Source organism: Roseibium polysiphoniae (assembly GCF_014842925.1).
Lineage (GTDB): Bacteria > Pseudomonadota > Alphaproteobacteria > Rhizobiales > Stappiaceae > Roseibium > Roseibium polysiphoniae.
The window spans coordinates 549,702-569,837 of sequence record NZ_JACYXJ010000005.1 but is presented as its reverse complement, the minus strand read 5'-3'; the positions used below and the strand labels follow the sequence as shown (position 1 = coordinate 569,837).

Here is a 20,136-nt window from a genome sequence, read left to right as displayed (position 1 = left end):
TGTCTAAAAGATCAGCGTACCTGCGTAACTCTCACTTAAAACACTCAGCAACATAAGCAACCAAGCATCCGCAAGAACAACGCCGTCCACGCTTCCCTTCCTTCAATACAAATTGTCAAAGAACACTGGACCCGAAAGCCCAGTTTGGTTTTCCCGTGCCACCCGAAGGCGTTTTCCGAAGAACCAGATGCCCCAAACGAGGCCTGAAGTGGAGCGCCTTATCGTCGAACCAAAGCCCGATGTCAACACTCATTTTCAGTAATTTTGGACGCAGTGTCCGTCCGCCAGCGACGTTGCCGCCGTCGATGAACGTGGTTATAGGACCACACCCCAAAACCGTCAACGACAAACTCCAAAAAAAACAAACTAAATAAAAATACAAAACTACAACTGTGGACAAAGAGAAAAAGAAAGAGGAGGAAGGCAGCAAAACCCTACGTAATTCAATGAGATGGCAAATTGGGACGTCATTCTTCGCTGGGGCTTCTCGGGCTGATCTCGGCTCCAGATCCGGTTGCCGGCAAAGGAAATGTCCGAAAGCCGCTAGCGACTGAGCGCCAGCGCCGTGCCAAGGCCACCGGCGGCTGCGATGCTGCAAAGCCCCGTTGCTCCTTCCACCTCGCGCTGAAGCTCATGAAAGAGACGAACGGCCAGGATTGCACCCGACGCGCCGATAGGGTGTCCCCGGCCCAGGGCGCCTCCGGAACGGTTGATCCTGTCTTCGGGCCAGCCCAGCGCAGCCACCGTGGCCATGGCCTGAACCGCATAGGCTTCCATCAGCTCTAGGCCCGCAAAGTCCTCAGGTCTCTTACCGAGCCGGGTGAGCAGGGTTCGCATGGCGTCAATCGGCACGCGTGCCGCGTCTTCGGGCGGGCCGCCCCGAGAGACGCCGTCCAAAATGCTCGTCCGCGCAAGACGTGAGGCGGACGGGGCCAGGCCCTGCACGAAACCTTCCTCGACCACAAGGACGGCTGCGGCAGCGTCTGCTTCGACGGCCACTGTCGCAGCAGAAACACCGCTCCCTCTGTCGCCTGCAAGAACCGGGGCCCTCAAAGCCGTTGCCTGTGTGAGCGGTCTGGCAAAGGCGTCCCGTTCAAGAGGAGCCTCCGGCAGGATGACAAACTCAGTGAGGTCGGGTGCTTGCTTCGTGGCAGATATGGCCTTCGCGTGTGAGCACACCGCGTAGTCGGCCTGATCCTGCCGCGAGATCTCCAACTCCGCGGCCAGGCTTGCAGCCGCCGCGGTCAGGTCCGGGTCGCGCTCGGGAAACGGCGCGAAGGCCGGACGGTCATAGGGAGCCGGCTTTTCGTCCCTTGTCGTGGGGCGATGCATTCGGATCGGCGCACGCGAATAACTCTCCATGCCACCGGCGATCACACAACGGGCCGCGCCCGAGCGGACCAGATGAGATGCCATCAAGATCGCGTCAAGGCCGGAGCAACATTGGGTGTCGAGTGTCAGGGCCGGGACACGATCTGGAAGACCTGCCCGCAGCGCCGCCAACCGCGCGGGATTGCCGCCGCCATAGAGAGCATTGCCGAAAATGACATGGTCGACGGCCTGCCTGTCGACCCCGGCATCCGCCAGCAGTGCCTCGATAACCGGTGCTGCCAGTTCGTCCGCCTGCAGGGCTCGGAAAGCCCCACCGCGCGGGGCGACCGCCGTTCTACGTGCTGCCAGGATCAGAGGGTGGGCGGTCATTGGACCTGCTCGGAATTCTGAAGCTCAGCCTCGAGCCTCATCAGATCAATTTTTCCGCCAGGCGTCAGCGGAAATTCGGAGCGAAACAGGAAAGCGCGCGGCGTTCTGGACCGCCCCAGGCGCTCCGCACAATGGCGACGAAGACCTGCCTCCGAGACAAGAGCGCCCGTTTCAAGACTTACGACCGCAACGAGCTCACTGCCGCGAATGGGGTCTGGCCGGGCAACCACCGCTGCGAGCGCCACGCCTTCATGGGAGACAAGCGCGTGTTCAACTTCTTCTGGATAGATGTTCACTCCGGAGGTCACGATCATGCGTTTTTCCCGGCCGCTCAGGAACAGGAAGCCATCTGCATCAAGGAACCCGCGATCGCCGACCGTCAGCCAGCCGTCCTCCCAGGCAATTTCAGATCCGCCGCCGCAGATATAGCCGTCGAACAGCATGCCGCTCCGGGCCCAGATCAAGCCGGTTTGACCGGGTGCCAGCGCCTCGCCCCCACTGTTCCGGATGCTGAGTGATACACCTTCGGCGGCACGGCCAACGGAACCGGAGGGGACATTGTCCTCCGGTGTTGCAAGGGTCAGGAAGCTCATTTCCGATGCTCCATAGAACTCGACAAGCCGCGCCACCGGAAAGACAGCTGCCATGGCGATCCGGTCAGCGTCGCGCCATTTCGCCCCACTCGCAAGCACCAGACGGAGGTTCGGGGCGGGGCCGGAACGCCGTAGCTCCTGGGCAACATAATGGATCTGGGTCGGCGTTGCGTAGAAGACTGCCGACCCGGATTGACGCAGACTTGCCGCCACCAGACGAGGATTGAAGCGCTCTGCCACATCCACCTGGGCCCCGACGCAAAGCCCCTGCACAGCGCCATAGAGGTGCAGCGAATGCACCATATTGCCGGGAATGATGACCTGATCGCTCGCGGCGATGGCAAATTCACGCGCACTGACACCAAAGCTCTCCAGCCACGACCGGTGCGAGCGGCAATAGCCCTTGGGCACGCCTGTGGAGCCGGAGGTAAAGCCGACATAGAAGGGATCTGCCTCATCCGGCCGATGTCGCGGCTCCTGTGACAGGGGGCCCTGATCCTTCAATGCGGTCAGAAGATCGTCAAAGCTGTCCTTCTCCAGAGTGAGCGGCGGCTGCACGGATCGGTCGATCCAGGCGCGACGTTCCAGGGGCCAGTCGGGATCATAGACCATGGCAATGGCACCTGATCTGGCGACCGCGAAAAAGGCAGCGAGCAGCAGGACAGGGTCCCTCATACACAAGGCGACCCGCGCTCCTTTCGGAACGCGGGTCTGAAGAGCCTCAGCGAGAGCCAGAACCTCGGCGAAAAACGCCGCGCGTGTCCAAAGACGGCCCGAGCAGCTTATCGCGGGAGCCTGGGGATCAGACTTGGCGAGGGCTTCAAGTGTCTCGCCAACAAATGCCATCCTAGTGCACCGAACTTCCGTCAGGCGCGCGACAGCAGCGCTCGTGGAAGTCCACGAGCAACTGTTTCCGCGACCACGGCCGTGATGGCTACCTTGATCAGGTCACCTGGAATATAGGCTGCACTGCCGATCGCCGCCGACATCAAGGGCAGATCGGCCATGAAGGCGACGCCCGGAATGCCAATCAGATACACAATACCGATACCGCCAACAGTTGCGGCGATGGCGGCCGCAGGCAAAACCCGCAGGCTACCGGTCTTCTGCATGATCAGGCCGGCGACAAAGGCACCGATCGGCCAGCCGACAAGAAAGCCGACCGAAGGCGAGGCGAAAACACCAAGACCACCACGGCCGCCGGCCAAAAGCGGCGCACCCAGAGCAACGAGAAACAGAAAAAGCAGCACAGCCAATGCGCCACGGACGGGCCCAAGCATGACACCGGCAAGCATGACGCCGAGCGTCTGCGCGGTGATCGGTACGCCGCCCATCACGGGGATTGCCACCTTGGGCAAGAGACCCAGTGCCGCGATCAGTGCGGCGTAAAATGCAATCTGGACCAGGGAACGGTCGTTCATCATTTCGTCCTCATCAAGACGCCCTGAGGCGCGTTATCGTCTTCCCTTGGACCCCATCCGGGTCAGGCTTTGTCTTGGCGAAGTCCATCGGCCCCACCGCGGGCGCTCAATGCCTCGGCGACGTTTTCCGACATCGCAAGCGACTGCAGGAGGAACGGCGCCATCAGTCGCCAGCTCGTCCGCCTGCCGCTGCGCGCCTGATAGGCTTCGCGCAAGGAGGAATATACCGACAGCAACACGGGCGCAAACCGCAGAACCAGTGTGACCGCAAGTGCCGGTTTTCGCGGTGACATTCCGAGCAGTCTCAAAGGAGCGAACAATGGCATCACCGCTTCCATCATGTCGTCCATGCGCGTCGTGATCGAAACAAGGTTCGCGAGCAGGACCATGACCACGAGCCGAAGAACCGCCGTAACGCCCTCGAGCCAACTGCCGGCGACGATATGGAGAAGAAAGATGATGACAACCAGCGAAACAAGCGGCTTTAGGGCCTTCAATTGGCGCAGGCCCTGCGGGCCCAGACTTCCGTAGAGCCCGACGACAACGATCAGCACAATGCCCAGAAGGCGTGGATCGGAGATCGGAAAGATCAGCAGGCTCGCGATGGCAAGACACAGCAGCTTCAAACGGACCGGGCATCGATGGAGCCAGCTTTGACCCGGAAGATAGAGGGAGATCAAGGTTGCAGCCCCTCCGGGTCGCGCTCAGCGCGCTGCTCTAGATCTGCTTCGTAGGCCGGAAGGACGTCACCAGGCACACTGTCCATGCGTATCTTACCTTCATCCACCCAAAGCACCCGGTCAAAATTCCGCAACAGGTCAAGATCGTGGCTGATCATCAAGATTTTCTGGTCAAGTTTGGCGAGCTTCCGCCCGATCCTCCTGGTCGCCAGTCCATCCAGCGAGGACATGGGCTCATCCAGAATCAAGAGTTTTGGCTTCATCACGAGAACCGCCAACAGACAAATGAGCTGCTTCTGCCCCTCGGACAAATCAGCGAACGGTTTTTCCGCCAAATGCCCGCAGTGATGGCGGTCCAGAAACGCGAGGGCCTGAGTACGCGCCTCGGCCCTGGCAACACCCAGCTGCGTCAGGCCGAAAGCAATCTCCTCCTCGACTGTCGGAAAAATGGCCTGGTGGTCCGGATTCTGAAACACAAAGCCAACATAGCGCGGCAGCTCTTCACGCAAGGCTTCAGTCGAAACCCCGAACATGCGCACCTCGCCGCCGGTGGGCATACGTAGGCCGTTGAAGAGACGCACGAGGCTGCTTTTGCCAGATCCATTTAGCCCGACGATCCCGACCCGCGCTTCTTGCAGGGACAAGGAGATGTCTTGAAGTACCGGCCGGCCCTCAAGCTCCAGCGAAACATTCTGCAGCACCGCATATGGCTTGTCCGAGGCGTCAAAATCGGCCGCAATGGCCGCTTCCTTCGACTTGGTGTCTTTGTTTTGTCGGGTCCAGAACGCCATTTTCCATCCGGTTCTTTCCGGTTGATCAGCCGCAGGCAGGCGGTTGATCACCAGTTTGCCTGCTTATTGACGCAGACCAGAGCAATGTCAAAGAAAGGCTGCCGCGACTATCCAACCGGCGACGCCCTGAACCGCTCTCCGGGGTCAGATGTGCGGGCCCAGTCAAGAAGCTCCAAGGCCCTGCGAAACTCGATTTCGCCGACGATCGAACCAAAAGTCACGCGCATATAAGGCTTCACGCCTCGATCTGAGACCTGAAAGTATCTTGACGACAGCGCTGCGACGCCCTGATGGGCCAGATTTGCCTCAACCACACCGGGATCAACGCCCACAGGGAGACCCAACCAAGCGAAAACCTTGTCAGCTGCTCCTTGCAAACGGGACGTGCCTAGAACCGCCGAAGCCAATTCGTAACGTATGGCGTTGGCCTTGCGCTTTTCGGCGAGCGTGCGTTTGAGGGTTCCGTCGCGCACCCAGCCCGAGATCAATTCAGCGGTGATGGGCGATGCCATCCAGGTGCTTTCGCCAATCAGGTTTCGAACCGAGTTGCCATACTCACGCGGCACATGCACGAAACCAATGCGGCTTCCAGGCGAAATCAGCTTGGAAATGCTTGCAATGGACGCGGTGAGTTCCGGCGCCAGTGCGCCAAGGGCAGGCAGCTTTGTTTCGACGAACGGCGTGTAGGGGTCATCTTCAATGATTTTCAGTCCGAACTCACGCGCAACCGCAACAATCGCCTCCCGCTCGGCCAGAGTCATCGTGTGGGTCGTCGGATTGTGCATGTTCGGCATCAGGAAGACGCCTTTGACGTCCTGGCTCCTTGCAGCTTCTGCCAGAGCGGCAGGATCCATACCGAGAAATTCCCCACTCGTCGCCTGCATCAACGGAATTGGCACCAGCTTCAGGCCGAGATGCGGCGCGGAATTCAGGATCGAAGGATAGGTGAACTCGTCGACGGCCACCCCATCCCCAGGACGAAAGAGTGCCTGAAGCAGGACCTGGATCCCATGCTGGGCGCCGCAGGTCAGAGCGATGTTGGAGGGGTCGGCCGTGAGATGAAACAGATCGAACAGCGACGCTCCTGTTTCCCGATGGCTGGCAAGGCCTTCGGATGGCACGAATCCGTTCAACCTGTCGATGCCAGGGGTCCTGGCCAGTCGTGCAAGTCCCTTGCTCAAGTCCGGATTAAGATGCGGGTAAGCGAAATTCCGGGCCAGATCGAGATCCGAGCTCCTGTCCTCGCGGGGGATCAGTGGTGACACATCCATTTCTTCGGGTGCGACGTAGGTTCCTCGCCCTGTTTCGCCGCGCAAAAGCCTTCGACGCTCTGCCTCACGATAGGCGCGCGTGACAGTGCCGAGGGTAACGCCCAGCTGGTAGGCCAGCTCCCTTTGCGGCGGCAGACGTTCGCCGACAGCGAGTGCGCCAGAGCGAATATCTGCCTCGATGGCATCTGCAACGGCCAGATAGATCGGCCCAGAGGCCATGCTGAGGTCAGGGCACCATATTGTCATGACTACAATAAATACATTGACCTGTAACATCGATCAAGAGATAGCTTTTCAGCGACCTAATTGTATCTATTGTAGCGAAATCATGGATCTCTCAACCCTTGCCGCCTTCGCCCTCTTCGTAGCGGTCATGACCGGAACGCCCGGTCCGGGCAATCTGACCTTCATGGCAATCGGGGCCACGTCAGGCTACCGAACAGCTTTTCCCGTGATTGTCGCCTCGCAGCTGGGATCGCTGGTGCTGAACCTCTGCGTCGCTTTTGGCCTGGGGCAGGTGATGGCCGAGGGCGGCCCGCTGGTGACCGTCTTCAAGGTGTTGAGCATGACCTATATGGCCTATCTCGCCTGGCGCATCGTCTCCTTGAGCATCAAACCGAAGGGCGATGTCCGCCTGCCGAGCTTTTGGGAAGGGATCCTTATCCATCCTCTCAGCCCCAAGACATGGGCCATGAGCCTTGTTGCATTCACGACCTTTTTCGCCGGCAATGGCTTGGCACTTGGGGAGAATGCGGCGCTCCTGACCGGTGGCTTGCTGATCGGCGGCACGATCGCCCATTCCATCTGGGCCCTCGTCGGGGTCTCTATCCTCGCGGTTCTGGGCGATGGCCCACTCCTGCGCGCGACGACCATCACCATGGCTGGCGGGATGCTCGCAGCGACCGCCTGGGCGATGCTGCTTTAGTATCTGACCTTCCGGCGCTGTTCGTCCGCCGCCTTGCGCGCGAGCATCACCTGCAGCTCACGCCGCCACTTGTCATCCAGATCGGTCCCACCTGAACCAACCCGATCCAAGCCAATGTCTGCGAGCGCGCGGGTCGGGAGCTGAGGGTCGACCTGGTTGATGCGGCCCCGTGAATTGCGAACACCGAGGAACTTCCGCAAAAGACCCCATATTTTGGACAAGAGGCGCAAAGGCAAAGCGGGAGCGCCCCGCCGAGCCGATCGGTTGGCGGTCATTTAACTAATTTCTCCAGTGTGTTATTGACCTCAGGATGCCAAGGAACGGGCTTTTTCGCCAACTGGTTTTGCGCTATCCTGCATAAGGAGACCTTATGCATATGATCCAACCTCTGCCCCCGCTTGCCGCGATACGTGCTTTTGATGCCGCAAGCCGGCATCTGAGTTTTACCCGCGCCGCAGATGAGTTGGGCATGACCCAGGCTGCGGTGAGCTACCAGATCAAGTTGCTGGAAGAAAAACTCGGCTTCGCGCTGTTTGTGAGAAAGCCGAGGCAGATCGAGCTGACCGAGAAGGGCAAGCGCCTGGCAGACCGCGTTACCTGGGCGTTTGAGGAAATCCGGCAGTCTTTCGATGACATTCGCGAGGAAACCGCCAACACGCTGATTGTCTCCAGCAACACGACCTTTGCCGTCAATTGGCTCGCGCACCGGATCCACGCCTTCGAGGTACAACACCCGAACCTCAATGTGCGGATCATTCCCTATGGGCCGGCCGCAAGTCCCGAATTCGACACCGCCGACGTTGTTGTCTCGGCCTGCTATCCACCACCGGCGGACTGGACCAGCCACGCCATTGTCCGAGCGCAATTCACGCCGATGCTGAGCCCAGCGCTCGCCGACACGATCGGCGGCGTCAAAGAGCCCGCCGACATTCTGAAACTACCCATCGTGGATGCACGTGATCCCTGGTGGGCGATCTGGTTCAAGGCGGCAGGCATGCCGGAGGTCAATCTGGACCATCTGCCGTTTTCGCGGATGGGCTCTCAGGCCCTTGAGGCGAACCGTGCCATTGCCGGTCAGGGAGTCGCGATCCTCACGCCCTATTTCTGCCGGGAGGCGCTGGCACAGGGCCTTCTTATTCAGCCGTTCGGCATTCTGGCAGAGGTGCCGGACGAAAAGTGGTCACTCTGCTACGCGCCAACTGTCCGGAACACGCGCAAGGTTCGCTTGTTCCGGGACTGGGTTCTCGCCGAGTTGGAAAAAGACAAAGCTGCCGAACAGGCTGCCTGAGGTCAGCGGCTTACCGCGGCAACGAGCTCACGAACCCGATCGGCATTGTCTGCGGCAAGCTCGCCATCTCTGTTCCAAAGCCCGTTCTCAAAACCGATACGCGCCTTGCCGCCATTCGAAATCGCATGGACCAGACAATCGGTTTCCCGGTGCCCGAAGGCGCATACGCCCCAATCAAGTTCAAGCTCGAGCGACGCGTCTGCCACGGTTGCCAGAAACGGGTCGAGGCCGGAGGGCACGCTTTCCTGCTGTTCTGCGTAGCGCCCAAGCACGAAGAGCAGCTGATGCTCGTGGCCTCCAAAGACATCCAACTCGACCATCTTGTAGAAACGGCCAAGGTCCTCCGCGCTGTAGAGAATGTGCTGGACCGCGATACCAGCTTCGCGAGTCCATGAATAGAAGTCGCGAACTTCGCCTGACGGGTCTTCCGGAATCATTTCCCGCACCGCTATGGAAACAAACTCCGGCACGACATCATGAACGAGCTTGCATTGCTCGGCCGGGCTGTACTTTCCGACGGCTTCGGTGGTGATCTGGACCGCCATCTTTGGGACCTGTTCGCGCATCTCCGTCAGGAGTTCACGGTAAAGGCCCGCATCCAGAACATGGGCGCCGGCTGCGTCGCGCACGTGGGCGTGCAAGCCGTCGGCGCCTGCCTCATGACAGGCAACAGCGGCAGCGACGGTCTCGCCAATCGTCATGGGAAGGGCCGGATGATCGGCCTTGGTCCGGCGCGCGCCATTGGGCGCCACCATGATCTTGGGCAGGGAGTTCATGACACTCAAAGCACCTTCTTGAAGGCAACAGCCAGCTTATCGACCACTTCGCCGACCTGCGCCTCAGTCATGATGAAGGGAGGGGCCAGAAGAATATGATCTCCTCGAACACCATCAATCGTGCCGCCCATGGGATAGCAGGCCAGGCCGGCTTCGAACGCAGCCTTCTTCAGCGCCTTGTTGACGCCCCGCTTCGGATCGAACGGCGCCTTGGTATCCCGGTCTTCCACGATCTCTATGCCGCGAAACAGGCCGCGACCGCGAATGTCGCCAACATGCGGGTGTTGGCCAAAGGCGTCCCGCAAAGCTCCATCCAGCATACGACCCAGCGGATTGACCTGATCGACCAGGCCGCCGGTCAACTTCCTGAGCACGGCAAGCGATGCTGCACAGGCTGTCGGATGGCCGATATAGGTATGGCCATGCTGGAAAAAACCGGAACCGCTCTCGATCGCGTCGTAGATCTTGCCGGAACAAAGCATCGCGCCAATGGGCTGATAGCCCGCGCCGAGGCCCTTGGCGATCGCCAAAATATCGGCGGTCACACCATCCTGCTCACAAGCAAAAAGGGTTCCGGTGCGTCCCATACCGCACATGACCTCGTCGAGGATCAGGAGAATGCCGTTGGCGTCGCAAATTTCGCGGATACGCTTGAAATAGCCCTCAACGGGCGGCACGGCGCCCGCTGTCGCACCGACCACCGGCTCAGCGACAAAAGCCATGACATTTTCAGGCCCCAGACGCTGGATCTCTACTTCCAGCTCGTTCGCAACCCTTTGCCCGTAGTCAAAGACGCTCTCACCATTTTCGCGCCCACGGTATTCGTAGCAAGGCGAGATATGTGAGGTCTCGATCATCATGGGCGCGAAGGGTTCACGCCGCCAGGCATTGCCGCCGGTCGCCAGCGCTCCCAAAGTGTTGCCGTGGTAACTCTGCCGGCGGGCAATCACCCTGTGGCGACTAGGTTCATCGATCTCGAGAAAATACTGCCGGGCCAGCTTCAGCGCGGCTTCCATTGCCTCAGAACCGCCTGAGACGAAATAAACGCGCTCAAGCCCATCCGGCGCATGTTCGATCAGAAGATCCGCAAGTTCCTCGGCAGGTTCGGAGGTGAAAAACCCGGTGTGTGCAAAAGCAATCTTATCGACTTGTGCCTTGATCGCCGCCGTCACATCCGGGTCACTGTGGCCAAGACATGAGACGGCCGCGCCGCCCGACCCGTCAAAATACCTCTTGCCCGCGCTATCGATCACATAGCAACCATCGCCTGCCACGGCGACGGGGGGACTGGCCTTCGTGTGACGGGGAAATACGTGAGACATCGGGACTGTTCCTGGCAGCAATCTTGATCCGGCCGCGCGATACGAGGCGGATTTTCAACATTCATGCCTAGCGTATCGACAGATACCCCGCCATAGGCAATTGGACGCTGCCACAAGATCGTTGTGCGGCCTTGCCGAATTTCTTAACAAACCTCGGCATTGGCGCCGCAGATTTGCTTGAACCTTAACCACGTTTTTCATGACAATTTTAACTTTATGGCCGGAAAATAAGAGCTCAAATCTGCATTTCAAACGTGGTCTGCGTCATGGTTTCGCGTATCAGATCCATTATCATCATTAGCGCCGTTTCGCTCGCCCTTGTGGGGTGTGGAAGCGTTGCGGGCGTGACCGGATTCGGTTGGATGACCGGATCCCATAGCGCGATCGCCTATAACGACACGGCCTGGTGCGTTCCGCGCAAGTTGAAGAAAGTCCTCAACCGGGTCGCAAAGCGCTACGGCTCTGTCCAGGTTCACTCGACCAAACGCTGGTGGCTAGAAAACTGGTGGAAGGGCGGGGCGAAAGATTCCTATCACCTCAACTGCCGCGCGGTGGACTTTTCCGTTCGCGGCAGCCCGTCATCTGTCGTTGCCTTTTTGAAGGCACAGCCCGAGGTCGGCGGATACAAGCATTATTCTTCGGGCCATTATCACATCGACACCGGCCCCAGACGCACCTGGTAGGTCGCTTACTTCAGCTCGCCAAGTTCGAGGGACATTTCCCAGGCGACGGGATCGAACCCGATAAAGTTCTTGCCCTGTGCTTCAACGATCGGCCGCTTGATGGTTGATGGATTTTCGATCATCACCGCCATCGCACTTTGCGCGTCGGTCACGCTCTCCTTCACGTCGTCATCGAGCTTGCGCCAAGTGGTGCCTTTTTTGTTCAGGACCGTGTCCCAGCCGAATTCCGACACGAAAGCAGTCAATTTGTCTGCGTCGACGCCTTCTTTCTTGTAGTCGTGAAAGCTGTAGTCGACACCGGCTTCTTCCAGGAATTTCCGGGCTTTCTTGACGGTGTCGCAGTTTCGGATGCCATAGAGCTTCACAGCGCTCTCCATGTTCTAGATCTCTTTGAGATGGACCTTTGCCGCTCCGCCGACAGCTTTCAAGGGCGCCTGCCGAAAGGCCGGGGAAAACCGGCCTGAGAAACCGCACAGCTATGAGACCAGTTTGCCCGGGTTCATGAGTGCGTGGGGATCGGCGATCCGCTTGAACTCGGGCTGAGGCGCGTCGACCCTCTTCCAGCCCGCGTTGTCCAGAACATAGGTATGGGGATTGGAGACCTGAGCCCCTAGGGCTTCGAGCCGCTCAATGACCTCATATAGCCGCTCATCTGTCGAGTAGGTCACAAGCGGCAGCGCAGAGCAGGTCACGCGGCCGAAACGCCTTTGAAATTCAAGGTGAAGCTGAACTTCATCGCCGAATTCCGACGCCACCCGGTTCACGATCTCCAGATTGTTTTCAGGCGGAAACTTGACCTGCAGATAGGTTATGGCCGGATCGCGCTTCAGGGCATGCAGCGTGGTGTGGTTCCAGGTGTATTCATAAAGGGGTCCGTAAGTTCCGTGACCCTCAAAGGCTGCGCTTTCCGCCTCCTTTGCTCCACGTTCAAAAACCACGTCGCCATTGTGAAGGCCAGCGATCTCGGTCATCGCACCCGCCTGAGGCTCACTGACCATCACGATCGCAGCAGCTTTTCCCTCGGGCACGAGTTTGCCCACCCGTCCCAGCTTGGGCGGTATCCGCGGATCGAAGACCGACACGAGCTTTTTCGCAATGCCGTCCGCTTCGGTAAATGCCTGCCCGAAAGCCGCCGCCTCTTCAAGCGTCGGAAAGACCACGATCTTCTCCGCCCACGTGTGCGCAGGGGCCAGGGGAACCGTCACGGAGACAATAACCCCGTTGACACCATAGGCATGGAGCACTTTGCGCACATCAGAACCTTCGAGGGTCATCACCCGGGGCTCTTCTTCGATGGTCACAACATCAACGGCAAGGACAGCGCCAGGATCGGACAGCTGCCCCCAGGTGCAAGAGCCCGCTCCGGCAGCACCGCCGGCGACAAACCCGCCGATCGTCGCCTGCTTCCTTGTTGAAGGGTAAAACCGCAGTTCCCAGCCCTTTGGAGCCAACGCCTTGTCGATTTCGAGCATGGTCGCGCCTGCTTCGAACGTCCCCACCCCCGGTTCGAGCGAGATCACCCGATCCAGCGCCCCCATGTCGAGAATGACACCACCCTCAAGCGGCACTGCCTGACCATAATTACCTGTGCCGCCGCCACGCACGGTGATCTTGCTGCGTGTTTTCGCGACAACCGCCGCGATTTTCATCACCTCTTCAATGTTCCGCGGCCTTACGACCACATCTCCTCGACAGTCTTCGAGTTGCCGTTTCAGCAACGGCGAGAACCAGAAGAAATCCCGACTCTTCAGGCGCAGGGTTGCCGGATCGTCGGCGATTTCAAGGCCGCCGAGCTCTGCAATCAGTGCGGGCAAATAGTCCATTGGGATTTCTCCTGGGAGGGGCTTGCATCCGGGCGCAAGACGGTCAGAATCCGCGCAGCGTCTTCCAAAAGCAAGGCGTGCGCCAGATTTTGGTCCAGACCGGAAAGACATCTCCAGACAATGACCGCGAAGATGAAACGGCACCCGCCAGGTGCAGGCTCCATTGAACAACAGCTTCGTCTTTACGCCGGGCTGGTTCTGTTCGTTTTCGTGTCACTGCATTTTCTCAATCATGCGCTTGGCAATATTTCTCTGGCGGCGATGAACTGGGGGCAGGATCTACGCTATTCCATCTGGCACTCAAAGATTGGCGGCTGGGTTCTCTATGGCGCCCTGACCACTCACGTCGCCCTGGCATTGTGGAAAATCGCAAGGCGCAGAACCTTCAAAATGCCAATCTGGGAGGCTGTCCAAATCGTCCTTGGCCTTTTGATCCCTTACGTTTTGATCAAGCACATTGTCACCACCCGCGGTGCAGAAGCCGCCTTTCATTCCTACATCGACTATCAACACACGCTTTCTGCTCTCTGGCCAAATCACGCCTTTTTGCAAAGCAGTCTTCTTGTCATCGTCTGGCTTCACGGCTGTATTGGACTGCACTACTGGCTGAGAATGAAGAGCTGGTATGCCGCAATCAGGATTCCGCTGTTCCTCCTTGCCGTCATGATCCCCCTGCTCGCCCTCACAGGCTGGATTTCCGCCGCGCGCCGGCTCGTCCTTGAAGGCAAGGTCAAGGTCAATATCACCGCAGCGCAGCAGGCCGAGCTTTTTACGATCACGGAGGCTGCGAGGGGCGTTTTCTATGCGATCGCAGCCGGACTCGTTCTGTTTTTCATTCTTCGCAAGGTCGTAGACGCCCTGCGTCATCGCATTTCCATTCGCTATCTCGACACCCGAACGATCAAGACGGTTCCCGGTCCGACGCTTCTGGAGATCAGCCGGATGAAGGGCATTCCGCACATGTCGATTTGCGGCGGGCGGGCGCGGTGCTCAACCTGCCGAACGCTTATCTTGTCGGGACAGGCGACGATCAAAGACCCGGGAAGCACCGAGGCACAAGTCCTCAAGCGCATCGGAGCCAGCAGCAATGTCCGACTCGCCTGCCAGATTCGTCCGACATCCGACATGACTGTCCGGCCGCTGTTCTCTGCCGGACGGGCCATCAGCGGCGAAGGCCTTCTGGATCGCTATCGCTGGGGCGTCGAACAAAAGATCGCGATCATGTTCATCGATCTGCGCGGCTTTACGTCCCTGAGCGAGGGCAAGCTGCCATTTGACGTGGTGTTCATTCTCAATCGCTACGTGGACGGCGTCGTCCGCATCATCAAGAAGAACGGCGGCATGGTCGACAAGATCATGGGCGACGGCATCATGGCCCTATATGGCGTCGAAACCTCTTTCGAAGCCGGGGTGCACTCGGCGCTCGCGACGCTTGCCGATCTTTCCGAAGAGCTCTCACGCGTGAATGACGATCTGGCCGAACATCTCGATGCCCCCTTGCGCGTTGCCGTGGGCCTTCACGGCGGGACCGCCATCCTTGGCCGCATTGGACTTGATGGCAAAAGCGGTGCCGCTTCCGGCCTGACCGCCCTTGGAGACGTGGTGAATGTGGCGGCCCGGCTCGAGGGCGTTGCCAAGGAAGAGAATGCCATGGCTGCGATCTCACGCGAACTGCTGGAGGTCGCAGCGGTCAGCGCAGGGGTCGAGAGTTCTCGCCGCTCGGTGGTTGTGCGCGGACGCCAGGCGGCGCTTGAAGTGGTCTGTTTTTCAGACTTTGGACCTTTTGAAAGACCGACGCAGACGCGAAGTGACCCTTCCAAAGCAGAAAATGCCAGTCTTTAAAGGATCTTGAAAAAGAGGTGCGCAAAGGGTTTCATTCGCGCGTCGGCCCCGACGCTTCGGCCACATCCACTCTCTTCAAGCCGGAGGTGCCATTGGCAACCCGCTATTCCCCCACCGAAATGCTGGCGAAGCTCGTCAGCTTTCCCACGGTTTCCGATCGCAGCAATCTCGATCTGATTGACTTTGTCGAGACTTATCTCGCCGACAATGACATTGCTTCCACCCGTGTCTATGACGAGACCGGTCAAAAGGCGGCCCTTTTTGCGACCATCGGTCCGGATGTGGACGGGGGCGTGGTGCTGTCAGCCCATACGGACGTCGTCCCCGTCGTCGGCCAGGACTGGACTTCGGAACCCTTTGTCTTGCGCGCTGACAACGGACGGCTCTACGGACGGGGCTCTGCCGACATGAAGGGGTTTGCCGCGAGCGTGCTCGCCGACGTGCCGAACATGCTGACATCAAACCTCAAGGCACCCATTCACATCGCCCTTTCCTACGATGAGGAAGTTGGCTGTCTCGGTGCGCCACCGATGATCGAGCGTATGCTTGAAGCGGGGCTGAAGCCGCGGTGTGTCATCGTTGGGGAACCGACCAACATGCAGGTCGTGACGGGCCACAAGGGCATCAAGGTGCTGAAGACCCGTATCCTCGGCCATTCCGTTCACTCCAGCCAGTTGGACCGCGGGGTTTCAGCAATCTCGGTGGCAGCCCGGCTGATTTCCTGGATGGATGCCCGCACCGCAGAGAACAAGGAACGGGCCGATCCCGACTGCCCCTTCGATCCCCCCTACACCACACTCCATTGTGGCACGATCAAAGGCGGCAGCGCCCATAACATCACGGCCGCTGAATGTGAGTTCGTAACGGACATCCGTCTTCTGCCGACCGAGAGCGGTGAAGAGTGGGTCGCGCGGTACCGCAGCTTCGTCGAAGAGGACGTGCTCCCGGGCATGAAAGCGATCGCCGAGGCATGTGACATCGAGGTGACGGAGACGGCCGACGTTCCAGGTCTGAGACCCGAGGAGAATGGCGCGGCCGAGGAACTCGTGCGTCAGCTCACCGGCGACAACGCCAGCCACGTCGTGGTCTACGCAACGGAAGGCGGACAGTTTCAGGAGCGAGGTCTTTCCAGCGTCGTTTGCGGTCCCGGATCCATCGACCAGGCGCACCAGTCCGATGAGTTTATAGACGTTGCGGAACTCGAGAAGTGCCAGGCTTTTCTCGAACGGTTACGAACGAAATTGTCTTGAAATTTCTTCAAGATAGGGGTGGACTGCCAAAAAATGACGCGCCATGATGCATGCTGAAATTTTTCGCAGATCGTCGTTTCTGCGTCCAAGTTCGGGCCCCGGCTGCGGGGCTTGCAAATCCGGAAACCGGAACACCGCGAGGGGAACATGAACAAACTTAACCTGGGACTTGCCTCGGCCATCTTGGCCACTGGCCTGACCGCTTCGGCGGCCCATGCCGAAACCTTGAAATTCGCATTTCAGGGCGCCTTGAACCAGCTGGATCCATACAGCTTGAATGAGACCTTCACCCTGTCGGCACTCGGCAATGTGTATGAGGGTCTGACTCGCCGCAATGAAAACCTGGAAATCGAGCCGTCCCTTGCAGAGAGCTGGGAAGTGGTCGAGCCGAACCGTTGGCGCTTCCACCTGCGCGAAGGCGTGAAGTTCCACAATGGCAACGATTTCACGGCTGAAGACGTCGCCTTCTCCGTTGAGCGTCTGCATGGCGAAGGGTCCGACCTTGCCAAGCGCGTTGGCAGCGACGTGAAGGTCGAGATTGTTGACGATCACACAGTCGACTTCGTCTTGGCTGGACCTAATCCCATTCTTCACTATGAGTGGGACACTTGGTACATCATGGACAAGGAATGGACCGAGGCAAACGATGCCGTGGCCATCACCTCTGCTTCCGATACGACTCCGAACTACGCCGCTTTGCATGCCAACGGCACCGGACCCTTCAAGCTTGTCAGCCATGAGCCGGGCGTAAAGACCGTCTACGAAAAGTATGACGGCTGGTGGGATGAAGCCACGCACAATTTGGATGGTGTTGAATTCACGCCAATCGGCTCCGATGCGACCCGCGTTGCAGCGCTGCTGTCCGGCGAGCTGGACATGGTTTATCCGATCCCGGTTCAGGACGTGAAACGCGTCAATGACAATGCCGGCACGATGGCAATGACTGGTCCTGAGCTGCGCACCATCTTCCTCGGCATGGACCAGATGCGCGACGAGCTGATCTATTCCGACGTCAAGGGCAAGAACCCGTTCAAGGACGTTCGCGTCCGCAAAGCGTTCTACCAGGCAATCGACATCGAAGGCATCAAGCGCAAGATCATGCGCGACCTGTCCACGCCGTCCGCAATCATGATTTCGCCGTTCCTGTTCGCCAAGTCCGGCGACTTCGAGCGTCTTCCCTATGACCCGGATGCGGCCAAGGCGCTTCTGACCGAAGCCGGTTATGCCGACGGCTTCTCCGTTGGCATGGACTGCCCGAACGATCGCTACGTCAACGACGAGGCCATCTGTCAGGCGGTTGCCTCCATGCTGGCACGCATCGGCATCAAGGTTGACCTCAACGCCCAGCCGAAGGCGAAGTACTTCGCCAAGGTTCTGGCATCGGGCGGTTTCGACACCTCCTTCTACCTGCTTGGCTGGACCCCCGGCTCCTTCGACAGCTGGAACATCCTGGACAACTTGATCCAGTGCCGCGATGAAGCCGGCAAGGGCGGTGCCTTCAACCTCGGCGGCTACTGCAGCGCCGAAGTCGACGCTCTCGCAGACAAGATCCTAGTCGAGAACGATCCGGACAAGCGTGATGCGCTGATCGCCGAGGCCTACACACTGTCCAACAACGACGTGGCTCATATCCCGCTTCATCAGCAGGGTCTGGCATGGGGTGTTGCTGAAGGTGTCGAGCTCGCCCAGCGCGCTGACAACCAGTTCCACTTCCGGTTCGTCACCAAGAACTAAATCGATCACCATGCCCCCGGCGCAAGCTGGGGGCATGGCACATTTCCTGGAAAGAGCCGCCATGTTTGGTTTTGCAATACGTCGCCTGCTGCAGGCGATGATTGTCATGTTGGTCGTCGCCCTGCTCGCGTTCACGCTGTTTCGTTTTGTCGGCGACCCGGTCAACCAGATGGTCGGCATCGAGACATCCATCGAGGAACGCGAAGCCCTGCGCGAGCGGCTTGGGCTCAATGACCCGATCCCAGTCCAGTTTTTCCGGTTTGTCACCGACGCCGCGCGGTTCGACTTCGGAACCTCCTATCAGTTCCGGCAGCCTGTCTCGGATCTGTTCGCCAAACGAATCCCGGCGACGCTTGAGCTCAGTTTCATGTCCGCCCTGTTCGCCCTGGTCGTCGGCATTCCCATGGGCATTTACGCGGGCCTGAACCGCGAAGCCGCCCTGTCCAAACTGTTCCTGTCGGTCTCGCTCGTCGGCATTTCCCTGCCGACCTTTTTCATCGGCATTCTGCTGATTTTCCTGTTTTCCGTGACCCTACAGTGGCTGCCCAGCTTTGGCCGCGGCGAGGTTGTCGAGGTTGGTTCCTGGTGGACCACCGGCTTCCTCACGATCTCCGGCCTGAAAGCTCTGGTCCTGCCGTCGATCACCCTTGGCCTTTACCAGATGACGCTGATCATGCGCCTGATCCGTGCAGAGATGCTAGAGGTCATTCGGACCGACTACATCAAGTTCGCCAGAGCCCGCGGCCTGCCCGACCGGATCGTAAATTTCCGCCATGCGCTCAAGAACACCATGGTCCCAGTCATAACGATCACGGGCCTGCAGCTCGGCTCGATCATCGCCTTTGCAACCATCACGGAAACGGTTTTCCAATGGCCCGGCATGGGGCTGATGTTCCTGCAGGCGGTGCAGAACGTCGACATACCGATCATGGCAGCCTATCTGCTTTTGACCGCTTTCCTTTTCGTCGCGATCAACTTCATCGTCGACATCCTGTATTTCGTGATCGACCCGCGTCTGCGGATCGGACGGGCCTGAGCGGAGAAACATCATGCCTTTATTCGGCAACGAAGACGTCAAGGCCGCGGTCGCAGACAGAACCCCGGAAGCGTCGGTGGAACCCCGGCGCAGCAGCATGTCTGCTTTCCTGGACAGCGACATCTTTCACTCGTTCCTGCGATCAAAGGTGACGGTCGCAGCCGCACTGGGAACTGCGACATTGTTTCTGCTGGCACTCCTCGCTCCTTGGATTTCTCCTCATGATCCCTTTGATCTGGCCACGCTATCGATCATGGACGCCCGCGTGCCGCCGGTCTGGATGGAATATGCGGATCCGCGTTTCCTCCTGGGAACAGACGACCAGGGCCGCGACCTGCTGTCAGGTATTTTTTACGGCATGCGGATCTCGCTGATCGTAGGCTTTTGCTCGGTGATCGCGGCGGCCGTTCTCGGTATCAGCCTTGGTCTGGTTGCAGGCTATATGGGCGGGCGCGTGGATGCCGTCATCATGCGCATCGCCGACATTCAGCTGACCTTTCCGGCGATCTTGATCGCGCTTCTCGTGGACGGGGCAGCGCGCGGCATCTTCGGTGGCATCGACCGCGAAGTCTTCTCGTTCTGGATCCTGATCTTTTCCCTCGCGCTCTCCTTCTGGGTTCAATACGCCCGCACGGTGCGCGGCTCGACCATGGTGGAAAAGAACAAGGAATATGTTCAGGCCGCACGCGTGATCGGCATTCCGTCAGTGATCATCATGGTCCGTCATATCCTGCCCAACGTCACCGGGCCGGTGCTGGTCATCGCCACGATCAACCTGGCCTTGGCGATCGTGACCGAAGCAACGCTGTCGTTCCTCGGTGTCGGCATGCCGCCCACCCAGCCTTCGCTGGGCACACTGATCTCCATCGGCAACGACTTCCTTTACTCCGGCGAGTGGTGGATCGCGATCTTCCCCGGGCTGGCCCTGGCGCTGCTGGTTCTCAACGTCAACCTTCTGGGTGATTGGCTGCGCGACGCCCTGAACCCGAAACTGCGATAG

19 protein-coding genes are annotated in these 20,136 nt (G+C 59.3%); 8 read left to right on the top strand and 11 right to left on the bottom strand.

What is annotated here, in order from left to right; genetic code table 11:
• Nucleotides 1-543 precede the first annotated feature (543 nt).
• The 6 genes from IG617_RS15760 to IG617_RS15735 form a co-directional block, all read right to left on the bottom strand.
• Nucleotides 544-1,701 (bottom strand): thiolase family protein, encoded by a 1,158-nt coding sequence (locus IG617_RS15760; protein WP_192110180.1) that lies wholly within the window; start codon nt 1,699-1,701, stop codon nt 544-546.
• The gene (locus IG617_RS15755; protein ID WP_192110179.1) at nt 1,698-3,140 is read right to left on the bottom strand and encodes a class I adenylate-forming enzyme family protein; all 1,443 of its coding nucleotides are present in this window, start codon (nt 3,138-3,140) and stop codon (nt 1,698-1,700) included. Before IG617_RS15755 ends, IG617_RS15760 begins: the two co-directional genes overlap by 4 nt.
• Nucleotides 3,141-3,160: 20 nt before the next feature.
• Nucleotides 3,161-3,715 carry a biotin transporter BioY gene (locus IG617_RS15750; protein WP_192110178.1) on the bottom strand — a complete coding sequence of 185 codons (555 nt, stop codon included), beginning with the start codon at nt 3,713-3,715 and terminating at the stop codon, nt 3,161-3,163.
• A 62-nt stretch (nt 3,716-3,777) separates the two neighbouring features.
• Nucleotides 3,778-4,395: an energy-coupling factor transporter transmembrane component T family protein gene (locus IG617_RS15745; protein ID WP_192110177.1), complete on the bottom strand. Its 618-nt coding sequence runs from the start codon at nt 4,393-4,395 to the stop codon at nt 3,778-3,780.
• Complete coding sequence (locus tag IG617_RS15740) at nt 4,392-5,186, bottom strand: energy-coupling factor ABC transporter ATP-binding protein (RefSeq protein ID WP_192110176.1); 795 nt, start codon at nt 5,184-5,186, stop codon at nt 4,392-4,394. The genes IG617_RS15745 and IG617_RS15740 overlap by 4 nt, the downstream gene beginning before the upstream one ends.
• A gap of 107 nt (nt 5,187-5,293) precedes the next feature.
• Nucleotides 5,294-6,676, bottom strand: coding sequence for an aminotransferase-like domain-containing protein (locus IG617_RS15735; RefSeq protein WP_209008518.1), 1,383 nt, complete (start codon nt 6,674-6,676; stop codon nt 5,294-5,296).
• Between the two features lie 109 nt (nt 6,677-6,785).
• Between IG617_RS15735 and IG617_RS15730 the strand changes: the two genes are divergently transcribed.
• Nucleotides 6,786-7,382, top strand: coding sequence for a LysE family translocator (locus tag IG617_RS15730; protein ID WP_192110174.1), 597 nt, complete (start codon nt 6,786-6,788; stop codon nt 7,380-7,382).
• Here IG617_RS15730 and IG617_RS15725 read toward each other — a convergent pair.
• Entirely contained in the window at nt 7,379-7,657 is a 279-nt protein-coding gene (locus tag IG617_RS15725; RefSeq protein WP_192110173.1) for a hypothetical protein, read from the bottom strand. The genes IG617_RS15730 and IG617_RS15725 overlap by 4 nt on opposite strands.
• Nucleotides 7,658-7,758: 101 nt before the next feature.
• Here IG617_RS15725 and IG617_RS15720 point away from each other — a divergent pair, with 101 nt between their 5' ends.
• The gene (locus tag IG617_RS15720; RefSeq protein WP_192110172.1) at nt 7,759-8,670 is read left to right on the top strand and encodes a LysR family transcriptional regulator; all 912 of its coding nucleotides are present in this window, start codon (nt 7,759-7,761) and stop codon (nt 8,668-8,670) included.
• A 2-nt stretch (nt 8,671-8,672) separates the two neighbouring features.
• Here the strand turns inward: IG617_RS15720 and IG617_RS15715 are convergent, their stop codons facing one another.
• Entirely contained in the window at nt 8,673-9,446 is a 774-nt protein-coding gene (locus IG617_RS15715) for a beta-keto acid cleavage family enzyme (protein WP_192110171.1), read from the bottom strand.
• 5 nt (nt 9,447-9,451) lie between these two features.
• Nucleotides 9,452-10,768: an aspartate aminotransferase family protein gene (locus IG617_RS15710; protein WP_192110170.1), complete on the bottom strand. Its 1,317-nt coding sequence runs from the start codon at nt 10,766-10,768 to the stop codon at nt 9,452-9,454.
• 362 nt (nt 10,769-11,130) lie between these two features.
• On the opposite strand from IG617_RS15710, the gene IG617_RS15705 reads away from it, so the two are divergent.
• Entirely contained in the window at nt 11,131-11,451 is a 321-nt protein-coding gene (locus IG617_RS15705) for a YcbK family protein (protein WP_209008516.1), read from the top strand.
• A gap of 5 nt (nt 11,452-11,456) precedes the next feature.
• Here IG617_RS15705 and IG617_RS15700 read toward each other — a convergent pair whose 3' ends face one another.
• Nucleotides 11,457-11,828 (bottom strand): ArsC family reductase, encoded by a 372-nt coding sequence (locus IG617_RS15700; protein WP_209008515.1) that lies wholly within the window; start codon nt 11,826-11,828, stop codon nt 11,457-11,459.
• 99 nt (nt 11,829-11,927) lie between these two features.
• The gene (locus IG617_RS15695) at nt 11,928-13,274 is read right to left on the bottom strand and encodes an FAD-binding oxidoreductase (protein ID WP_192110168.1); all 1,347 of its coding nucleotides are present in this window, start codon (nt 13,272-13,274) and stop codon (nt 11,928-11,930) included.
• 120 nt (nt 13,275-13,394) lie between these two features.
• On the opposite strand from IG617_RS15695, the gene IG617_RS15690 reads away from it, so the two are divergent.
• From IG617_RS15690 to IG617_RS15670, 5 genes are all read left to right on the top strand, one after another.
• Nucleotides 13,395-15,116 (top strand): adenylate/guanylate cyclase domain-containing protein, encoded by a 1,722-nt coding sequence (locus tag IG617_RS15690; RefSeq protein ID WP_192110167.1) that lies wholly within the window; start codon nt 13,395-13,397, stop codon nt 15,114-15,116.
• A 92-nt stretch (nt 15,117-15,208) separates the two neighbouring features.
• Entirely contained in the window at nt 15,209-16,366 is a 1,158-nt protein-coding gene (gene argE, locus IG617_RS15685) for an acetylornithine deacetylase (protein ID WP_254170569.1), read from the top strand.
• A gap of 147 nt (nt 16,367-16,513) precedes the next feature.
• On the top strand, nt 16,514-18,100 hold the full coding sequence (locus tag IG617_RS15680) for an ABC transporter substrate-binding protein (RefSeq protein ID WP_192110166.1): 1,587 nt from the start codon (nt 16,514-16,516) through the stop codon (nt 18,098-18,100).
• A 61-nt stretch (nt 18,101-18,161) separates the two neighbouring features.
• A complete protein-coding gene (locus tag IG617_RS15675) occupies nt 18,162-19,136 on the top strand; it encodes an ABC transporter permease (protein ID WP_192110165.1) in 975 nt (324 codons plus the stop codon).
• A gap of 13 nt (nt 19,137-19,149) precedes the next feature.
• The gene (locus IG617_RS15670) at nt 19,150-20,136 is read left to right on the top strand and encodes an ABC transporter permease (protein WP_192110164.1); all 987 of its coding nucleotides are present in this window, start codon (nt 19,150-19,152) and stop codon (nt 20,134-20,136) included.

Bases quoted from the DNA above. Each gene is read 5' to 3' on its own strand.
- IG617_RS15760 (WP_192110180.1), bottom strand. From the start codon at position 1,701: ATGACCGCCCACCCTCTGATCCTGGCAGCACGTAGAACGGCGGTCGCC.
- IG617_RS15755 (WP_192110179.1), bottom strand. From the start codon at position 3,140: ATGGCATTTGTTGGCGAGACACTTGAAGCCCTCGCCAAGTCTGATCCC.
- IG617_RS15750 (WP_192110178.1), bottom strand. From the start codon at position 3,715: ATGAACGACCGTTCCCTGGTCCAGATTGCATTTTACGCCGCACTGATC.
- IG617_RS15740 (WP_192110176.1), bottom strand. From the start codon at position 5,186: ATGGCGTTCTGGACCCGACAAAACAAAGACACCAAGTCGAAGGAAGCG.
- IG617_RS15735 (WP_209008518.1), bottom strand. From the start codon at position 6,676: ATGGCCTCTGGGCCGATCTATCTGGCCGTTGCAGATGCCATCGAGGCA.
- IG617_RS15730 (WP_192110174.1), top strand. From the start codon at position 6,786: ATGGATCTCTCAACCCTTGCCGCCTTCGCCCTCTTCGTAGCGGTCATG.
- IG617_RS15725 (WP_192110173.1), bottom strand. From the start codon at position 7,657: ATGACCGCCAACCGATCGGCTCGGCGGGGCGCTCCCGCTTTGCCTTTG.
- IG617_RS15720 (WP_192110172.1), top strand. From the start codon at position 7,759: ATGATCCAACCTCTGCCCCCGCTTGCCGCGATACGTGCTTTTGATGCC.
- IG617_RS15715 (WP_192110171.1), bottom strand. From the start codon at position 9,446: ATGAACTCCCTGCCCAAGATCATGGTGGCGCCCAATGGCGCGCGCCGG.
- IG617_RS15710 (WP_192110170.1), bottom strand. From the start codon at position 10,768: ATGTCTCACGTATTTCCCCGTCACACGAAGGCCAGTCCCCCCGTCGCC.
- IG617_RS15705 (WP_209008516.1), top strand. From the start codon at position 11,131: ATGACCGGATCCCATAGCGCGATCGCCTATAACGACACGGCCTGGTGC.
- IG617_RS15700 (WP_209008515.1), bottom strand. From the start codon at position 11,828: ATGGAGAGCGCTGTGAAGCTCTATGGCATCCGAAACTGCGACACCGTC.
- IG617_RS15695 (WP_192110168.1), bottom strand. From the start codon at position 13,274: ATGGACTATTTGCCCGCACTGATTGCAGAGCTCGGCGGCCTTGAAATC.
- IG617_RS15690 (WP_192110167.1), top strand. From the start codon at position 13,395: ATGACCGCGAAGATGAAACGGCACCCGCCAGGTGCAGGCTCCATTGAA.
- IG617_RS15680 (WP_192110166.1), top strand. From the start codon at position 16,514: ATGAACAAACTTAACCTGGGACTTGCCTCGGCCATCTTGGCCACTGGC.
- IG617_RS15675 (WP_192110165.1), top strand. From the start codon at position 18,162: ATGTTTGGTTTTGCAATACGTCGCCTGCTGCAGGCGATGATTGTCATG.
- IG617_RS15670 (WP_192110164.1), top strand. From the start codon at position 19,150: ATGCCTTTATTCGGCAACGAAGACGTCAAGGCCGCGGTCGCAGACAGA.